The sequence below is a fragment of the Mycolicibacterium novocastrense genome (genome assembly GCF_001499835.1).
Lineage (GTDB): Bacteria > Actinomycetota > Actinomycetes > Mycobacteriales > Mycobacteriaceae > Mycobacterium > Mycobacterium novocastrense.
This window is the reverse complement of the sequence record NZ_LQIH01000018.1, coordinates 27,181-43,338: the sequence shown is the minus strand read 5'-3', so window position 1 is coordinate 43,338 and position 16,158 is coordinate 27,181. Positions and strand designations below refer to the sequence as shown.

14 protein-coding genes are annotated in these 16,158 nt (G+C 65.8%); 9 read left to right on the top strand and 5 right to left on the bottom strand.

Annotated features, from left to right (window positions below):
* The first annotated feature begins 73 nt into the window (after window positions 1–73).
* Together AU072_RS14815 and AU072_RS14810 are read left to right on the top strand one after the other, a co-directional pair.
* Window positions 74–1,279 carry a cytochrome P450 gene (locus tag AU072_RS14815; RefSeq protein WP_064414478.1) on the top strand — a complete coding sequence of 402 codons (1,206 nt, stop codon included), beginning with the start codon at window positions 74–76 and terminating at the stop codon, window positions 1,277–1,279.
* Window positions 1,276–2,433 (top strand): Zn-dependent alcohol dehydrogenase, encoded by a 1,158-nt coding sequence (locus tag AU072_RS14810; RefSeq protein ID WP_064414477.1) that lies wholly within the window; start codon window positions 1,276–1,278, stop codon window positions 2,431–2,433. The genes AU072_RS14815 and AU072_RS14810 overlap by 4 nt, the downstream gene beginning before the upstream one ends.
* 67 nt (window positions 2,434–2,500) lie before the next feature.
* On the opposite strand, the gene AU072_RS14805 is transcribed toward AU072_RS14810, so the two are convergent.
* The 3 genes from AU072_RS14805 to AU072_RS14795 all read right to left on the bottom strand — a co-directional run bounded on the left by AU072_RS14805 (window position 2,501) and on the right by AU072_RS14795 (window position 4,921).
* Complete coding sequence (locus AU072_RS14805) at window positions 2,501–2,740, bottom strand: hypothetical protein (RefSeq protein WP_064414476.1); 240 nt, start codon at window positions 2,738–2,740, stop codon at window positions 2,501–2,503.
* Window positions 2,741–2,860: 120 nt separating this feature from the next.
* Window positions 2,861–4,075, bottom strand: a complete 1,215-nt coding sequence (locus AU072_RS14800; protein WP_064414475.1) for a cytochrome P450 — start codon at window positions 4,073–4,075, stop codon at window positions 2,861–2,863.
* A gap of 9 nt (window positions 4,076–4,084) precedes the next feature.
* The gene (locus AU072_RS14795; protein ID WP_064414474.1) at window positions 4,085–4,921 is read right to left on the bottom strand and encodes a mycofactocin-coupled SDR family oxidoreductase; all 837 of its coding nucleotides are present in this window, start codon (window positions 4,919–4,921) and stop codon (window positions 4,085–4,087) included.
* A 53-nt stretch (window positions 4,922–4,974) separates the two neighbouring features.
* Between AU072_RS14795 and AU072_RS14790 the strand changes: the two genes are divergently transcribed.
* The 5 genes from AU072_RS14790 to AU072_RS14770 all read left to right on the top strand — a co-directional run bounded on the left by AU072_RS14790 (window position 4,975) and on the right by AU072_RS14770 (window position 9,864).
* A complete protein-coding gene (locus AU072_RS14790; RefSeq protein WP_082680879.1) occupies window positions 4,975–5,565 on the top strand; it encodes a TetR/AcrR family transcriptional regulator in 591 nt (196 codons plus the stop codon).
* Window positions 5,566–5,731: 166 nt separating this feature from the next.
* The gene (locus AU072_RS14785; RefSeq protein WP_064414473.1) at window positions 5,732–6,160 is read left to right on the top strand and encodes an MmpS family transport accessory protein; all 429 of its coding nucleotides are present in this window, start codon (window positions 5,732–5,734) and stop codon (window positions 6,158–6,160) included.
* Window positions 6,157–9,063 (top strand): MMPL/RND family transporter, encoded by a 2,907-nt coding sequence (locus AU072_RS14780; RefSeq protein WP_064414472.1) that lies wholly within the window; start codon window positions 6,157–6,159, stop codon window positions 9,061–9,063. Before AU072_RS14785 ends, AU072_RS14780 begins: the two co-directional genes overlap by 4 nt.
* Window positions 9,060–9,401: a DUF732 domain-containing protein gene (locus AU072_RS14775; RefSeq protein WP_064414471.1), complete on the top strand. Its 342-nt coding sequence runs from the start codon at window positions 9,060–9,062 to the stop codon at window positions 9,399–9,401. The genes AU072_RS14780 and AU072_RS14775 overlap by 4 nt, the downstream gene beginning before the upstream one ends.
* Window positions 9,402–9,411: 10 nt before the next feature.
* The gene (locus AU072_RS14770) at window positions 9,412–9,864 is read left to right on the top strand and encodes a DUF5078 domain-containing protein (protein WP_407937604.1); all 453 of its coding nucleotides are present in this window, start codon (window positions 9,412–9,414) and stop codon (window positions 9,862–9,864) included.
* A gap of 9 nt (window positions 9,865–9,873) precedes the next feature.
* Here the strand turns inward: AU072_RS14770 and AU072_RS14765 are convergent, their stop codons facing one another.
* Window positions 9,874–11,106 carry a DUF7159 family protein gene (locus AU072_RS14765; RefSeq protein ID WP_064414470.1) on the bottom strand — a complete coding sequence of 411 codons (1,233 nt, stop codon included), beginning with the start codon at window positions 11,104–11,106 and terminating at the stop codon, window positions 9,874–9,876.
* Between the two features lie 222 nt (window positions 11,107–11,328).
* On the opposite strand from AU072_RS14765, the gene AU072_RS14760 reads away from it, so the two are divergent.
* Both AU072_RS14760 and AU072_RS14755 read left to right on the top strand, forming a co-directional pair.
* Window positions 11,329–11,958, top strand: coding sequence for a cutinase family protein (locus AU072_RS14760; protein ID WP_064414469.1), 630 nt, complete (start codon window positions 11,329–11,331; stop codon window positions 11,956–11,958).
* A gap of 82 nt (window positions 11,959–12,040) precedes the next feature.
* Window positions 12,041–14,908 carry an MMPL/RND family transporter gene (locus AU072_RS14755; RefSeq protein ID WP_082680878.1) on the top strand — a complete coding sequence of 956 codons (2,868 nt, stop codon included), beginning with the start codon at window positions 12,041–12,043 and terminating at the stop codon, window positions 14,906–14,908.
* Here AU072_RS14755 and AU072_RS14750 read toward each other — a convergent pair.
* Entirely contained in the window at window positions 14,853–16,154 is a 1,302-nt protein-coding gene (locus AU072_RS14750; RefSeq protein WP_064414467.1) for an acyltransferase family protein, read from the bottom strand. The two genes, AU072_RS14755 and AU072_RS14750, sit on opposite strands and share 56 nt — an antisense overlap.
* Between the last annotated feature and the right edge of the window lie 4 nt (window positions 16,155–16,158).

Genomic DNA, 16,158 nt, shown 5'->3' with positions numbered 1-16,158 from the left:
TTACCTTGACCTAGGTTACCTAAAATAGTAAAGATAGGCGGGTAGAGCGCCAACCCCGCTGCCGGGAGGCAAGGTGACGATCAGCACCCGTTCGGATGACCAGACCGTTCCCGATGTGGCGAGCGATCCCTACGCGTTTTTCGAGCGCATGCGCAGAACCGAACCGGTCTGGCGCGGCACCATCATGGACACCTCGAGCGTGCCGCCGGAGCTGCTGCCACCAGAGGAATGGACGCTGTTCGACTTCGACAGCGTGTACAACGCCTTCCGCGACAGCGACGTCTACGGCTCGGAGGTGTACCACCGCACCATCGAGTTGGTGTTCGGCCCAACGATCCTCGGGATGCACGGCAAGCAACATCACGACCACCGCAGCCTGGTGGCCAAGGCGTTCCGGCAGACCGCGCTGGCCCAGTGGGAGCCCGAGGTCATCGTGCCGATCTGCGAGAAGTTGGTCGACGAGTTCATCGACGACGGCGAGGTCGATCTGGTCAAGGCGGTGACCTTCGAGTTCCCGACCCGCGTCACCGCGGAGCTGCTCGGGCTCCCGCAAGACGACCTGGAGCTGTTCCGCCGCCTCTCGCTCGAACTGATCTCGATCACCGAGGACATCGAGGCAGGATTGGCCGCTTCGGTCGAACTCGGCACCTACTTCCAGGACCAGGTGGACCAACGGCGCCGCAGGATGACCGACGACGTCATCGGCGACCTGGTCGGCGCCGAGATCGACGGCGAACGGCTGACCGACGAGGCGATCATCTCGTTTCTGCGGCTGCTGCTTCCCGCCGGGCTCGAGACCACGTACCGGTCGTCGGGCAACCTGCTGTATCTGCTGTTGACGCACCCTGACCAACTCGATGCGGTCCAACGCAACCGCGAGTTGATCCCCGCCGCGTTCGAGGAGGGATTGCGTTTCGAGACGCCGTTGGTGACGGTTCCGAGGTCCACGACGTGCGATGTGGAGATCCACGGTGTCCCCATACCGCAGGGTGCACAGGTCAACCTCTGTATCGGTTCGGCAAACCGCGACGAAAAGCGTTGGGACAACGCGAATGTGTTCGACATCCACCGCCCGCGGCGTGCTCACACCTCGTTCGCCGGTGGGCTGCACAGCTGTCTGGGAATGCATCTGGCCCGAGTGGAGACCCGGGTGATGTTGACCAGCTTGTTCGATCGCGCAACGGATTTCGAGTTACAGGTCGACGACGACACCCGGCTCGCCGGCCTGCCGTTCCGCTCCCCCATACACCTTCCGGTCACCTTCCGCCCGACCGGATGAGGAGCCGGGCCGCGATCCTGTACGACGTCGGCGGTCCGTGGTCGGTCGAAGACTTCGAGTTGGACCCCCCGCGGGCCGGCGAGGTGCTCGTCGAAATGGCCGCCGCCGGGTTGTGTCACTCCGACGATCACATCCTCAAAGGTGACATGTCGGTTTCCAACGAGGTCGCCCGCCAGTACGGTCTGACGCCGATGTTCCCGATGATCGGCGGCCACGAGGGCTCCGGCACTGTGGTCGAAATCGGCGAGGGTGTAGTGGAATTCGAGGTCGGCGATCACGTCGTGATGTCGTTTGTCGCGGTGTGCGGCCGATGCCGCTGGTGCGCCTCGGGGATGGAGTATCTGTGCGACGAGGGCGCAGGCACCATGGCCCCCGGGATGCCGACCGACCAGACGTTCCGCCATCACTCCCTCGACGGCAGCCCGCTCGGGCATCTGTCGAAGGTCGGTGCTTTCGCCAGGCACACCGTGGTCTCGGTGCACTCGCTGGTCAAGATCGACCCGCGCGTGCCCCTCGTCGCGAGTGCGCTGCTGTCCTGTGCCGTCCCGACCGGCTATGGCTCGGCAGCCAACCGAGCCGCTGTGCGCGGCGGTGACACCGTCGTGGTCATCGGGGCGGGTGGCATCGGAACCGCGGCTATCCAGGGCGCGCGGATCAACGGCGCCGCGCAGATCGTGGCCGTCGATCCCGTCGAGTTCAAACGGAAGGCGGCGCTGCAGTTCGGTGCCACACAGAGTGTTTCGACCGTCACAGAAGCGCTCGATCTCGTCCGCGACCTCACCGACGGGGTCATGGCGGACGGCGTGGTGGTTGCGCCGTCGCTGATCGCCGGCGAGGACGTCAACGCCTACCTGAAACTCACGCGCAAGGGCGGAACTTGCGTACTGACCGGGATGACGGCCCAGACGACGCGAGGAGTCACGATCGCGCTGCAGGACTTCATCCTCTGGAACAAGAACCTCGTCGGCACCGTGTTCGGTTCGTGTAACCCGCGAGCCGACATCAGCCGGCTGGCCGGTCTCTACCAGTCGGGCCTGCTCCAACTCGACGAGATGATCACCCGCAGGTACCGACTGGACGATATCAACACCGCCTACCAGGACCTGCTGAACGGTGAACTCATCCGCGGTGTCATCGATTTCGCGCTCGACTAGCGCGCCGGCGGCTGGGCCCCGGCTCAGTTGCGCGGGCGCCTCGTGACGGTCGCCCGGTATGCCGCGACTAGTACTGCCCGAGGGGACGGCAGACGTTGGAGATCGGGTTCCAGTACTCGCCGGGGGCGCAGGCCAGCGGAACGTTCGCCACCGGGCCGCGACACACGTTCGCGACCGGATCCCACCACTGCCCGCTCGGACAGTTGATCGGTTGAGCCGAGCCGCTTGCCGCCGTTGCGATGGAAAAGGCCGCGATCGGGCCGGCGGCCGCGGCGAGGATCATCCCACGAGAAACGATCTTGTTCATGCGTCGAGCTTGCCCAGAATCGGGCCGCCGCAAACCAGCGGGGCCCGGAATCGTCGCTTAGCGGGTTGATAGCCCGCACCAGGTGCGTGAGATCCACCCGTTAACGCATTGCCGCCCGCCTCAGGGCAATACGACGTCGAGCCGTTCCCAGCCGCGGACCGTCGACGTCGGCGCCAGACGCGCGGTCTCGGGGTCGATGTCCCACTCCGGCCACCGGTTGAGCAGTTCGTCGAGCGCGACCCGCCCCTCCAGCCGGGCGAGGTTGGCGCCCAGGCAGTAGTGCACCCCTTTGCCGAACGTGATGTGGCTGATGTTGTCGCGGTGGATGTCGAACGTGTCCGGATTGTCGTAGCGGCGCGGATCCCGGTTGGCCGCCCCGAACATCAGGAGTATCGCACTGCCCGCCGGCACGGTCTGCCCGTGCGCCTCGAAATCCCTTGTGACCAAACGCGCCACGTTGTGACCGGTCGGCTCGTATCGCAACGTCTCGTCGACCACACGCTGCAGCAGCGACCGGTCCTGCACCACTTCGCGGCGCTGATCGGGGTGCTCGGCGAGGACTTTGGCCAGCCACCCGATGAGTCGGCCCGTGGTCTCGTTGCCGGCGCCCGCGACGACCTGCGTGTAATGCAGGACCTCCTTGCGGGTCAGCTTGCGCGTCACGCCGTTCTCGTCGGTGAACTCGACGTTGAGAAGGGCGGTCATCAAGTCGTCGGAGGGGTTCTTCGCGCGCCAGTCAACGTATTCGGCGTAGATGCTGCCGTCGGCGATCTTGTCCGCGCGTACCACCTTCATGGGTGAGCCGGGCTTGGTGCGCAGGCTCGCGTCGTTGGCGTCGCGCACCGACACCTGCTCGGATTCGGGGATGCCGAGCAACATGCCGATGACGCGCATGGGCATCATCGACGCGAGTTCGGCGATGATGTCGAAGCGATCGGAGCCGACCAGCGGATTGAGGCAGTTGACGCAGTACTGGCGGATCTGGTCCTCGAGCGCGGCCATTCGGCGCGGGGTGAACACCCGCGACATCAAGCCGCGCAGCATCGTGTGAACCGGCGGATCCTCCATCATCATCACGCCTTTGGGCATCTCGAACTCCGACTGGATGAGTTCGAGGATGTCTCCCCGGCTGTTGGAGAACGTCTGCCAGTCCAGCAGTGCGCGCTCGACGTCATCGTGGCGGGACAACGCCCAGAAGTCGTAGGGCTCGTTGTAGTAGAGCGGGGCTTCCTCGCGCAGGCGGGCATACGTCGGATACGGGTCCGCGACGATGTCCACCCGGTACGGGTCGTAGTAAACGGCGCTGCCGTGGGCCTTCTCGTCAACAGCGGTCATCGGTTCTCCCTACTTCAGGAGGCTGCCGGCGTCGACGGGCAGAGTCACGCCGGTGATGTAGCGGGCTTCGTCGGACGCGAGGAACAGCACGGCGTTGCTGATGTCGACCGGCTCCACCCAGGGGATCGGAAGGTAGTGGAACGACTGGCAGATCGGCGCGAGGTCATCGGGTCCCGGATTCTGAAGGTCCGGACGAAACAGCCGGTATGTCGGTTCGTTCATCAACAGCGGCGTGCACACATGGGTCGGGTGCACGCTGTTGACCCGGATCGAGTGCGCTCCGAGTTCGACGGCGAAGGTGCGCATCAGACCGACGACACCGTGCTTCGCGGCGATGTAGTGGCCCACCTGCGGGTAGGCCTTGGTGCCGCCGACCGAGCTGGTGAGGATGATCGAGCCGCCCCGGCCGCCGGCGAGAAGATGTGGAACCGCCGCTTTGACGGTCTTCCACACGCCGCCGAGGTTGACATCGATCGTCTCGTCGAAGCGGTCCTCGTCCATCTTGTGCAGCTTCACGCCGGTGGTGCCGATACCCGCGTTGGCCACGACGATGTCGAGGCCGCCCAGCTGTTCCACGCCGTTGTCGACGGCGGACTTCAGCGCCTCGAAGTCGCGGACGTCCACTTCGGCCGTGACGACGCGGCGGTCGAGGTTCTTGACCATGTCGGCGGTCTCGGCGAGGTTCTCGGGTGTGGCCGCCGGTGCGGTCGAGTCCGCGAAACCGCGGCAGATGTCGACCGCGATGATGTCGGCGCCCTCCTGCGCCAACCGCACCGCGTGGCTGCGCCCCTGGCCCCGTGCCGCACCGGTGACGAACGCGACCTTGTCTGCTACCCGACCCGCCATCGCCGCAGCTCCCCTCACTTGTTGGGCGATCGCCCAACATCTAGGCTGGCGCCATGTCTAGCAGCCCCGTCGTCGAGCGGTCAAGGGGTGGTCGGGAGTCCGCCGCGCGCTCGGCTCTGATCGAGGCGACGGCCCAGGTCATGCTCGACGAGGGGTACGCCGCAGCCACGTCCAGGAGGGTGGCCGCCCGGGCGGGGGTGAAGCCCGCGCTGGTGCACTACTACTTCCCGAGCATGGACGACCTGTTCCTTGCCGTCCTGCGCGAAGGCGCCGAGGCGAACCTGTCCCGTCAGCGTGAAGCGGCCGGTGCGGACGAACCCCTGCACGCGCTGTGGCGCCTCAACAGCACCCACGGGGCGCGGCTGTTCATGGAGTTCATGGCCCTGGCGAACCATCGCAAGGCCATCCGCAGTGAGATTGCGGCCTACGCAGAGCGGTTCGGAGGCGTCGAAGAAAGCGTCGTGGCCGCGGCGATGACGGCGCACGGCGCAGACGTCGAGGCATTCCCGCCCGTAGTCATGTCTATGATCATCACCAGCTTGGCCCGCATCGTCCTTCTCGAACGGGGGCTGGGCATAACCCGAGGTCATGCCGAGGCGCAAGCGTTCATCGGACGCTACCTGGACCGCTTCGAAATCAAGTGATCGTGAGCTGGCCCACACTGCGAACGCACGGGTGACCAGCAGCACTCCGACTTGAGTTAACCTAGGGCCAAATGAGAACTTATACGGGCTAAGTTACGCAGAGACGCATGCACAACGACGAATAAGATTTGAGGGCGGATATGGGTTGCATCGGGCGGGCGCAGTAATGCTCCGGAAGGCGAGAAAGGTCTGGCTGCCCATCGTCATCATCGTCGTGGTGGCCATCGCGGGTTTCACGGTCAGCCGCATCCGGACCTTCTTCGGCGCCGAAGGCATCATCGTCACCCCCCGGGTGTTCGCCGAGGACCCCGAACCGTTCGACCCGAAGGTCATCAAGTACGAGATCTTCGGCAGCGGATCGTATGCGGACATCAACTATTTGGACCTCGACGCCCGGCCGCAACGGATCGACGGCGCGTCGCTGCCCTGGACGCTGACGCTGCAGACCACGGCGCCGTCGGCCGCGCCCAACATCGTCGCCCAGGGAGACGGCCAGACCATCACCTGCCGAATCACCGTCGATGACGAAATCAAGGACGAAAGAACCTCCACCGGCGTGAACGCCCAAACCTTCTGCTTTGTGAAATCCGCATGACCTCACCGACGAACGAGGCCCCGACGGACGCCTTCCCTCCCCTTCGGCGCGCCAAGCGCCCCTTCATCGCACGGACGATCCGCACCTTCGCGGTTCCGATCATCCTGGTTTGGGTCGCACTGATCGCGCTGCTCAATGTGACTGTGCCGCAACTGGAAACAGTCGGCCAGGAGCGCGCCGTCTCGATGAGCCCGGATTTCGCGCCGTCGATGATCGCGATGAAGCGCGTCGGCCACGTCTTCCAGGAGTACGACTCCGACAGCTCGGCGATGATCGTGCTCGAGGGCGAGCAGCCCCTCGGTGAGGACACCCGCGCCTTCTACGGCGAGATGGTCGCCAAGCTCGAAGCCGACAAGAAGCACGTCCAGAGCGTTCAGGACTTCTGGAGCGATCCACTCACCGCCTCCGGCGCGCAGAGCAGCGACGGTAAAGCCGCCTACGTGCAGGTGTACCTGTCCGGCAACCAGGGCGAGGCGCTGGCCAACGAATCGGTCGAGGCGGTCCAGGACCTGGTCGCGGGCATGCAGCCACCGCCCGGCGTGAAGGTCTACGTGACCGGACCCGCCGCCCTTGCCGCCGACCAACACATCGCCAGCGACCGCAGCATGCGGGTCATCGAGGCCCTCACGTTCACCGTGATCATCACGATGCTGCTGCTGGTGTACCGGTCGATCGTCACCGTCCTTCTGACGTTGGTGATGGTCGTCCTGCAGTTGACCGCGGCCCGCGGCGTGGTGGCGTTCCTCGGCTACCACGAGATCATCGGGCTGTCCCCGTTCGCGACCAACTTGTTGGTGACGTTGGCGATCGCCGCGGGAACCGACTACGCGATCTTCCTCACCGGCCGCTACCAGGAGGCGCGCGGAGCCGGAGAAGACCGAGAAACCGCGTACTACACGATGTTCCACGGCACGGCGCACGTGGTGTTGGGCTCCGGTCTGACGATTGCGGGCGCGCTGTTCTGCTTGAGTTTCACCCGGCTGCCGTACTTCCAGACGATGGGCGTGCCGCTGGCGGTCGGCATGGTGACCTCGGTGGTGGCGTCGCTGACGTTGGGTCCGGCGATCATCAGCCTCGCCAGCCGGTTCGGCAAGGTGCTCGAACCCAGGCGGGCGATGCGGGTGCGGGGCTGGCGCAAGGTCGGCGCGGCCGTCGTGCGGTGGCCCGGACCGATCCTGGTCGCGACGGTGGCCCTGTCGCTGGTGGGCCTCCTGGCGCTGCCGGGGTACCGGACCAACTACAACGACCGCAACTACCTGCCCGCCGACCTGCCGGCCAACGAGGGCTACGCCGCCGCGGACAGGCACTTCTCGCCGGCGCGGATGAACCCCGAGTTGCTGATGATCGAGAGCGACCACGACCTGCGCAACTCCGCCGACTTCCTGGTCATCGACAAGATCGCCAAGCAGATCTTCCGCGTGCCCGGGATCTCCCGCGTGCAGGCCATCACCCGGCCCGACGGTAAACCCATCGAGCACACGTCGATCCCGTTCCAGATCAGCATGCAGGGCACCACCCAGCAGATGAACCAGAAGTACCTGCAGGACCGGATGGCTGACATGTTGGTGCAGGCCGACGAGATGTCCAAGACCATCGCGAACATGGAGCGGATGTCCAAGCTCACCGAGGAGATGGCCGCGACCACGCACAGCATGGTCACGAAGATGAAGGACATGACGGTCGACGTGGCCGAGTTGCGCGACAACATCGCCAACTTCGACGACTTCTTCCGGCCGATCCGCAGCTACTTCTACTGGGAACCGCACTGCTTCAACATCCCGATCTGCTGGGCGTTCCGATCGGTCTTCGACACCCTCGACGGCATCAACACGATGACCGACGACATCCAGGCCCTGCTGCCCGATATGGAGCGGCTGGATCAGCTGATGCCGCAGATGGTCACGCTGATGCCGCCGATGATTGAAACGATGAAGACGATGCGGACGATGATGCTGACGATGTACTCGTCGCAAAAGGGTCTGCAGGACCAGATGGCAGCCATGCAGGAGAACTCGACTGCCATGGGTGATGCCTTCGATGCGTCGATGAACGACGACTCCTTCTACCTGCCGCCGGAGGTCTTCGACAACGAAGAGTTCAAGAAGGGCATGGAGAACTTCATCTCCCCGGACGGCAAGTCGGTGCGCTTCATCATCGCCCACGACGGTGACCCGATGACCCCCGAGGGCATCGCGCGCATCGACGCGATCAAGCAGGCGGCCAAGGAGGCCATCAAAGGCACGCCGCTGGAGGGCTCCACGATCTATCTGGCCGGCACCGCCGCGGTCTACAAGGACATGTCGGACGGCAACAGCTATGACCTGATGATCGCGGCCATCCTCGCGCTCGCACTGATCTTCACGATCATGCTCATCCTGACCCGCGCAGTCGTCGCCGCCGCGGTGATCGTCGGCACGGTCGTGATCTCGCTCGGCGCGTCGTTCGGTCTGTCGATCCTGATCTGGCAGCACATCCTGGGCATCGAGCTGCACTGGATGGTGATGGCGATGGCGATCATCATCCTGTTGGCGGTCGGCGCCGACTACAACCTGCTCCTGGTCTCCCGGTTGAAAGAAGAACTACACGCCGGAATCAAGACCGGGATCATCCGGGCGATGGGCGGCAGCGGTTCGGTCGTGACCTCGGCCGGGTTGGTGTTCGCCTTCACGATGATGTCGATGGCCGTCAGCGAATTGACAGTCATCGGACAGGTCGGAACGACCATCGGACTCGGCCTGTTGTTCGATACTCTTGTCATCCGGGCATTCATGACGCCGTCCATCGCGGCGCTCATGGGTAAGTGGTTCTGGTGGCCACAGCGGGTGCGAGAACGTCCAGTGCCTGTACCGTGGCCGAAACCGAGGGAACTGACGCCGTCAGGGGGGGAAGGAGCACAGTCATGAAACGACTGATCAGTGGGGTTGCTGCCGCAGCGGCGGCGCTGGTGCTGGCCGCACCCGCCCAAGCGCAGGACATCGACACCGACTTCAGCAACGAGTTGCACACATACGGCATCTACGGGCAGAAGGACTACAACGCCTGGATCGGCAAGATCACCTGCAAGCGCATACGCAAGGGTGTCGACCGCGATGCGTTCGCCTCGGCACAGTTCGTCCAGAAGCAGCTGGCACGGGGTCAGAACAGCACCGACCAGTCGTGGAAGTTCCTGGCCGGAGCGCTGCGCTTCTACTGCCCCGACCTGCTTCCGACCCTCGACCAAGCCCGTAACCGGCAGAGCTAGGAGTCCGAAAGTGTTCCGTAAAGCCACCATTGCGCTGGCCTCCTTCGGCTGCGCGGCGATGATCTTCCCGGCCACCGCGGCCGCCGACGCCACCGACGACTACCCGATCCCGAACCGGATCATGAGGACCCCCTGCACGGTCGACCAGTACATGGCCGCCGTTCGCGATGAGGACCCGTTCTACTTCGAGCGCTACATGATCGACTACCGGAACCGGCCCGCGGACGTGCAAAAGGGTGCCCGCGACCGGATCTACTGGTTCTTCTCGCTGGACTACGCGGGCCGCCGGCAGTACGCGGAGAACACCGCGACCAACGTGTTCTACGAGCAGATGGCCACCCGGTGGGGTAACTGGGCCAAGCTGTTCTTCAACAACAAGGGTGTCGTCGCGCATGCGACCGACGTGTGCATGAACTACCCGCCGAGCCAGCCTGAGATCTGGAACTGGACCACGACGCCGTAGCCGCCCGGCTCAGGGCAGCCCGCCGAACAGCGGGCTCAGCGCCAGCTGGACGGGGTCGGGAGCCGGCACGAAGGCCGGCGGCGGCGCCACCGGGTTTTGCGGAGCGGGCTGCGGGGACGCGGGTTCTGCCTGCGCGATAGCCACGGCTGCAGGCGGCTCCTGAACGGCTTCAACCTGCGGCTCCACCGTTTCGGTGACCTGCTGCGCCGCGACCTCCGGCGCGACGGCGGTCCCCTCTGCGACGTCGCTCGTCGACGGTAGCGGGGTCGACATGGCCGGTGCCGCCACCGGTTTGGCGATCACCTCCTTGACCACGATCGGGACGACGGGCCGCGACGGCACGGCGTGCACGCTCATCGACGGGCCGACGTCCGTCACCGCGGCAGCGGGTTCCACAGCCGACGTTTCTGCCGACGGGTCGACCCTGGCTTCCGGCGAGTCCCAGCGGGCGAGCTCCGGGCCGAAGGCGAACAGGGCGATCACGCCCGCCCCGAGCAACATCGCAGCCCGGCCGTGCGGACTCAATCGCCGACGCGAACGCAGCTGCCTTGACTCCCCCGCTGGTGGGGGCGGCGCCGCGACGCTGATTGCCGGGCCCGACAGTGCGGCGCCGCGGGCGAGTGCGAGTTGGACGTCGTCGGATGAGACGACCGGGACACCGAGGGCCTGATCCAAAGGCCCGGATATCAGCTCCAGGTCCCCGCGGGCGCCGATCAGGTAGAGCCGCCGCGGCTGCATCTCCTCGTCGTCGAAGAAGCCGGTGAGCCACCGGGCCAGGCCGTCCGCGCTTTCGCGCATGTGCGTCATCGCGGTACCGACGTTGTCACCCAGCACCGACACCACCGTGACGGCAGAGGACTCCACCACGCACACCGCGCACCCGTCGAATTCGTCGTCGGGCCCGGTCTCCCGGGCCCAGGTTCGAGCGGCATCCGCCATCCGTACCGTGGTTACCCTTGCAAATCCCATGTCGAGCAACGACTTTCGGAGCAGTTCGGCCTTCGCGCCGACATCGGCGCTCCATGTCATGTAGACCGTGTCCACCCGATGGCCACTGGCCGAGGCGATCGCCCGCGCGCCCCGCACCGCTGCTTGGTGGGTGGAGATGTCCCCGTCGGTCGCCACGTCGGCGACGACGGCGAAGTGGTCGTGGTCCACCGTCTTGGCATCGGCATCCTGGCCTTCGAGCAGGACCCACGCGATACCGGTCGATGTCATCGACAGCCCGAGCACCGTGTCCACGCCGCCTCCCTTCCCGCCTGGATCCCGCCGCAGCTTCACTGTTCAGCCGGGATCAGCGAAGCGAGCATAAGTTGCTTCGCGGTGCGCGGCATCTCGAAAGCTGCGCGAGCGACTGGCGACCGGCCCGTCGGACTACCTTTGCCCGCCGCCGGCTCTGTTAACCGCTCATTAGCCGTGTCCGCCGTGGTGTCACATCCGCGACCCGCGCGGCGAAATACCCGTATGAGCGCATTCACCAGTCGCGCGGCACTTCTTCCCGCCGCGGTCATGTTGTCCGCACTGATCGGTGTGCCCGCTGCCGAGGCCGCCCCGTGTCCAGAGGTCGAGATCGTCTTCGCGCGCGGGACCACCGAGCCGCCGGGAGTGGGCGGCATCGGACAAGCCTTCGTCGACACCGTGCGGTCGAGGTTGGGTGACCGGTCCGTCGGTGTGTACGCCGTCGACTACCCCGCCACTCGCGACTTTGCGGTGAGCACCCGCGCAGGCGCAGAGGACACCCGCGCCCACGTGCAATCGATGGCCGCAGGCTGCCCCGCGACAAGGATGGTGCTCGGTGGCTACTCCCAGGGTGCCGCGGTGATGGATGTCGCCACCGCGGAGATGCCCCCGACGGTCGCTCCGCACGTCGCCGCTGTCGCCCTGTTCGGCGGGCCGCGCAGCAGCTTTGCCGATCGGCTGTCACCCGGGCCGCTGCCGTCTGTGGGGCCCGACTACGCGGCCAAGACGATCGACCTGTGTGTGCCGAACGACCCGATCTGTTTCGAAGGGGGACGCGACATGGGCGCACACGTCGCCTATGTCCAGGCCGGATTGGTTAACCAAGCTGCGGAGTTCGCTGCGGGGCGGATCTGACTACCGGTCCCAGGCTCTTATCTGGTAGGAACTAAGGCGGTCCTAACACTCTAGGGAGGAGCTCCGCCGAGGTGAATTCCTGGTGAGCGCTCCCACCGCGCCTTCAACCGAACACGCCGCGCACTCCGAACGGTCTCAACTCGCCAAGTGGATCCGGCGGCTGGCCCTTCCCATCATCGTCGGCTGGATCGCGCTGATCGCACTGCTCAACGTGACCGTGCCGCAGCTCGAGGTCGTCGGCCAGATGCGCTCGGTGTCGATGAGCCCGGCGGAGGCCCCGTCGGTGATCGCGATGCAACGCGTCGGCCACGTGTTCGAAGAGTTCAAATCCGACAGCTCGGCGATGATCGTCCTCGAAGGCGAGCAGCCCTTGGGCGACGACGCACGCCGGTACTACGACGAACTCGTCGACAGGCTCGAAGCCGACAACAAGCACGTCGAGCACGTCCAGGACTTCTGGGGCGACCCGCTGACGGAGGCCGCGGCCGTCAGCGCCGACGGCAAGGCCGTCTACGTCCAGGCCTACCTGGCCGGCAACATGGGCGAGGCCCTGTCCAACGAGTCCGTCGAAGCCGTCAAGAGCATCGTCGACAGCATTCCCCCTCCCCAGGGGGTGAAGGTCTTCGTCACCGGCGGGTCGGCCCTGGTCGCCGACCAGCAGATCGCCAGCGACCGCAGCATTCGCATCATCGAATACGCCACATTCGCGGTCATCATCACGATGCTGTTGCTGGTCTACCGGTCGATCGGGACCATGCTCATCACGCTGGTGATGGTGTTCCTGGCGCTGGCGGCCACGCGTGGAGTGGTGGCTTTCCTCGGGTACCACGACCTGATCGGCCTGTCGACGTTCGCGACGAACCTACTCGTGACGCTGGCGATCGCGGCGTCCACCGACTACGCGATCTTCCTCATCGGGCGATACCAGGAAGCCCGCACGCTCGGTCAGGACCGAGAAACGGCGTTCCACACCATGTTCCGCGGCACCGCCCATGTGGTGTTGGGCTCGGGTATGACGATCGCGGGCGCCACCTTCTGCCTGTCGTTCACCCGCCTGCCGTACTTCCAGTCGCTGGGTGTTCCGCTCGCGGTGGGAATGACCACCGCGGTGTTGGTGGCGCTGACGCTCGGCCCGGCGATCATCACGATCGCGACCCGTTTCGGCCTGCTGGAACCCAAGCGCGCCATGCGTATCCGCGGTTGGCGCAAGATCGGCGCCGCGATCGTCCGCTGGCCCGGGCCGGTGTTGCTGGCGACCGTCGCGTTGTCACTGGTCGGGTTGTTGACGTTGCCCGGGTATCAACCCAACTACAACGACCGCCTGTATCTGCCGGCCGATCTGCCGGCCAACCAGGGCTTCGCCGCTGCCGAACGGCACTTTTCCCCGGCCACCATGAATCCCGAGTTGCTGCTCATCGAGACCGATCACGACCTGCGCAACTCGGCCGACTTCCTGGTGATCGACAAGATCGCCAAGGCGGTCTTTCGGGTGCCGGGCATCTCGCGGGTCCAGACCATCACCCGCCCCAACGGTAAACCGATCGAATTCAGCACCATCCCAGCGCAAATGAGCCTCGGCGGCGTCGGCCAGGACTTGAACCGCAAGTACACCCAGGACCGCATGGCCGACATGCTCGTGCAGGCCGATGAGATGCAGAAGACCATCGACACCATGACGCGGATGATGGCGTTGATGGGCGAGATGAACGCGACCACCCACAGCATGGTGGAGAAGACCAAGACGATGGCCGCCGACACCGCCGAATTGCGGGATTACATCGCCAATCTCGACGACTTCATGCGCCCGATCCGGAGCTACTTCTACTGGGAACCGCACTGTTTCAACATCCCGGTCTGCTCGACGATACGGTCGATCTTCGACGTCATCGACGGCACGAACAAGCTGACCGACAATGTCCAGGACCTGGTTCCGGACCTGGAGCGTCTCGATGCGCTGATGCCGCAGCTGCTGGCGCTGATGCCCGAGCAGATCGAGTCGATGCGCACGATGCGCACGATGATGCTGACGATGCACGCCTCGCAAGGGGGCCTGCAGGATCAGCAGGCCGCCATGAGCGAGAACCAGTCGGCGATGGGCGACGCCTTCAACGACTCGTGGAACGACGACACGTTCTATCTGCCGCCTGAGATCTTCGACAACGAGGAATTCAGGCGCGGCATGGAGAACTTCATCTCGCCCAACGGTCGTGCCGTGCGGATGATCGTCCAGCACGAGGGTGACCCGCTAAGCGCCGACGGCATCGAACGAATCGATGCGATCAAGCAGGCCGCGAAGGAAGCCATCAAAGGCACGCCCCTGGAAGGGTCGACGATCTACGTCGGCGGGACCGCCGCGGCGTTCAAGGACATGCAGGAAGGCAACAACTACGACCTGATGATCGCGGGCATCCTCGCGCTGGCGCTGATCTTCACGATCATGCTGATCATCACGCGCAGCGTCATCGCGGCCGCGGTGATCGTGGGCACCGTCGTGTTGTCCCTCGGTGCGTCCTTCGGCTTGTCGATCCTGGTGTGGCAGCACATTCTCGGCATCGAACTGCAGTTCATGGTCATGGCCATGGCGGTGATCATCCTGTTGGCGGTCGGCGCGGACTACAACCTGCTGTTGGTCGCGCGGTTGAAGGAGGAACTGCCCGCAGGCATCAACACCGGGATCATCCGGGCCATGGGCGGCAGCGGGTCGGTCGTGACAGCGGCGGGTCTGGTGTTCGCGTTCACGATGATGTCGATGATGGTCAGCGAACTGACCGTGGTGGCGCAGATGGGCACGACGATCGGCATGGGACTGCTCTTCGACACACTGGTGATCCGCGCGTTCATGACGCCTTCGATCGCCGCGCTGCTCGGCCGATGGTTCTGGTGGCCCCAGCAGGTCAGGCCTCGGCCGAAGCCCGTGCCATGGCCCGCGCCGAAGCAGTCGACGCCGTAAAGCAACCCAGCATCGTCCACCCGAAGGCCCCGGTGAGCCCGTTCTTGGCCAGCAGCACCAGCGCCACGCCGGCCAGCACGATCAGCACACCGGCGACGAGCGACCGTGCACCGGTGGCGCCGACCGGCGCGTCCCACCACGGCAGGCGGCGATGCTCCAGCGGCGAGAGCAGCCGGAACAGAGCGAACATCACGACGGCGAACACCGCGGCGCGAAGAGCGAGCAGTGCCCAAAAGTACGGTGCGTCAACGTCATACGCGTCGAGGCCGACGGCGTGCAGTGAGAACGCGGCGATGGCGATGGCCACGATGTGCCACAGGTACAGCGTCATCGCTCCCCGATTGCCGACCGCGACGACGTACCAGACCCGTGGCCGCTGAGCCCACCGCTGGATCGCCCCCGCGCACGCGATGAACGCTGCGGACACCCACGTGCAGTGCAACGCGAGAAGCAGGGTGGGCGGCGAGACGTTCGACAGCTGCTCGGTTCCGGTGACGACGAGCGAGACCTCGTAGGGCCCGACCATCGCCAAGACCGTCTGTGCGAGGAGCGCACCGGCCGCCACCGCGAGCGCGACACGCGGGCCGATCAACCGTCGCGCATATCCGACGCCCAGCACGACCGGGATGAGCCAGACGATGACGAAGTTCGCGACTCCGGCCATCGGAGCACCGACCGAAAGCCGGATGGTGTCGACGACCGCGGTGGCGGCCAGCAGGCCGGCCACCACCACCGCGACGTCGCGGCCCGTCGTCAGCCGCGTCAGGGCGGGGACGAACGCGAGCACGACCAGGTACACGCCCAAAAACCACAACAGCGCGACGGACTCGCGGCCGAGGTCCGCGGCGGAGTCCGGGCCGAGGGTCAGTCGCACCGCGAGAAGTCCGACCGTCCAGGCCGCCAGGTACCAGAAGACCGGCCGGCACAATCGCTGCGCACGGGCGACCAGCCAGGTCCCCCACGACTTGCCCGCGTGCCAGCCGTATGCCCCCGCGGCGCCTCCGGCGAGGAAGAACAGGGGCATGACCTGCACGATCCACGTCACCGGGGCGAGAGCGGGGATCTCTCCGAGGATGTTGCCGATCCGCACCCCGCCGGAGTCGATGGTGGCCAGCAGCAGCGCGCAGTGGCCGAACATGACCACGATGAGCGCGGCCAGACGGGCGACGTCGACGGCGCGGTCGCGGGTCGGCGGGGTGTCGGCGGCCAGTTCGTCGGCGCCGGACAGGGGCTTGGTGAGCGGCATGAGT

Excerpts from the sequence above, each read along its gene's own strand:
- AU072_RS14810 (WP_064414477.1), top strand. The coding sequence starts at position 1,276 with ATGAGGAGCCGGGCCGCGATCCTGTACGACGTCGGCGGTCCGTGGTCG.
- AU072_RS14805 (WP_064414476.1), bottom strand. The coding sequence starts at position 2,740 with ATGAACAAGATCGTTTCTCGTGGGATGATCCTCGCCGCGGCCGCCGGC.
- AU072_RS14800 (WP_064414475.1), bottom strand. The coding sequence starts at position 4,075 with ATGACCGCTGTTGACGAGAAGGCCCACGGCAGCGCCGTTTACTACGAC.
- AU072_RS14795 (WP_064414474.1), bottom strand. The coding sequence starts at position 4,921 with ATGGCGGGTCGGGTAGCAGACAAGGTCGCGTTCGTCACCGGTGCGGCA.
- AU072_RS14790 (WP_082680879.1), top strand. The coding sequence starts at position 4,975 with ATGTCTAGCAGCCCCGTCGTCGAGCGGTCAAGGGGTGGTCGGGAGTCC.
- AU072_RS14785 (WP_064414473.1), top strand. The coding sequence starts at position 5,732 with ATGCTCCGGAAGGCGAGAAAGGTCTGGCTGCCCATCGTCATCATCGTC.
- AU072_RS14780 (WP_064414472.1), top strand. The coding sequence starts at position 6,157 with ATGACCTCACCGACGAACGAGGCCCCGACGGACGCCTTCCCTCCCCTT.
- AU072_RS14775 (WP_064414471.1), top strand. The coding sequence starts at position 9,060 with ATGAAACGACTGATCAGTGGGGTTGCTGCCGCAGCGGCGGCGCTGGTG.
- AU072_RS14760 (WP_064414469.1), top strand. The coding sequence starts at position 11,329 with ATGAGCGCATTCACCAGTCGCGCGGCACTTCTTCCCGCCGCGGTCATG.
- AU072_RS14750 (WP_064414467.1), bottom strand. The coding sequence starts at position 16,154 with ATGCCGCTCACCAAGCCCCTGTCCGGCGCCGACGAACTGGCCGCCGAC.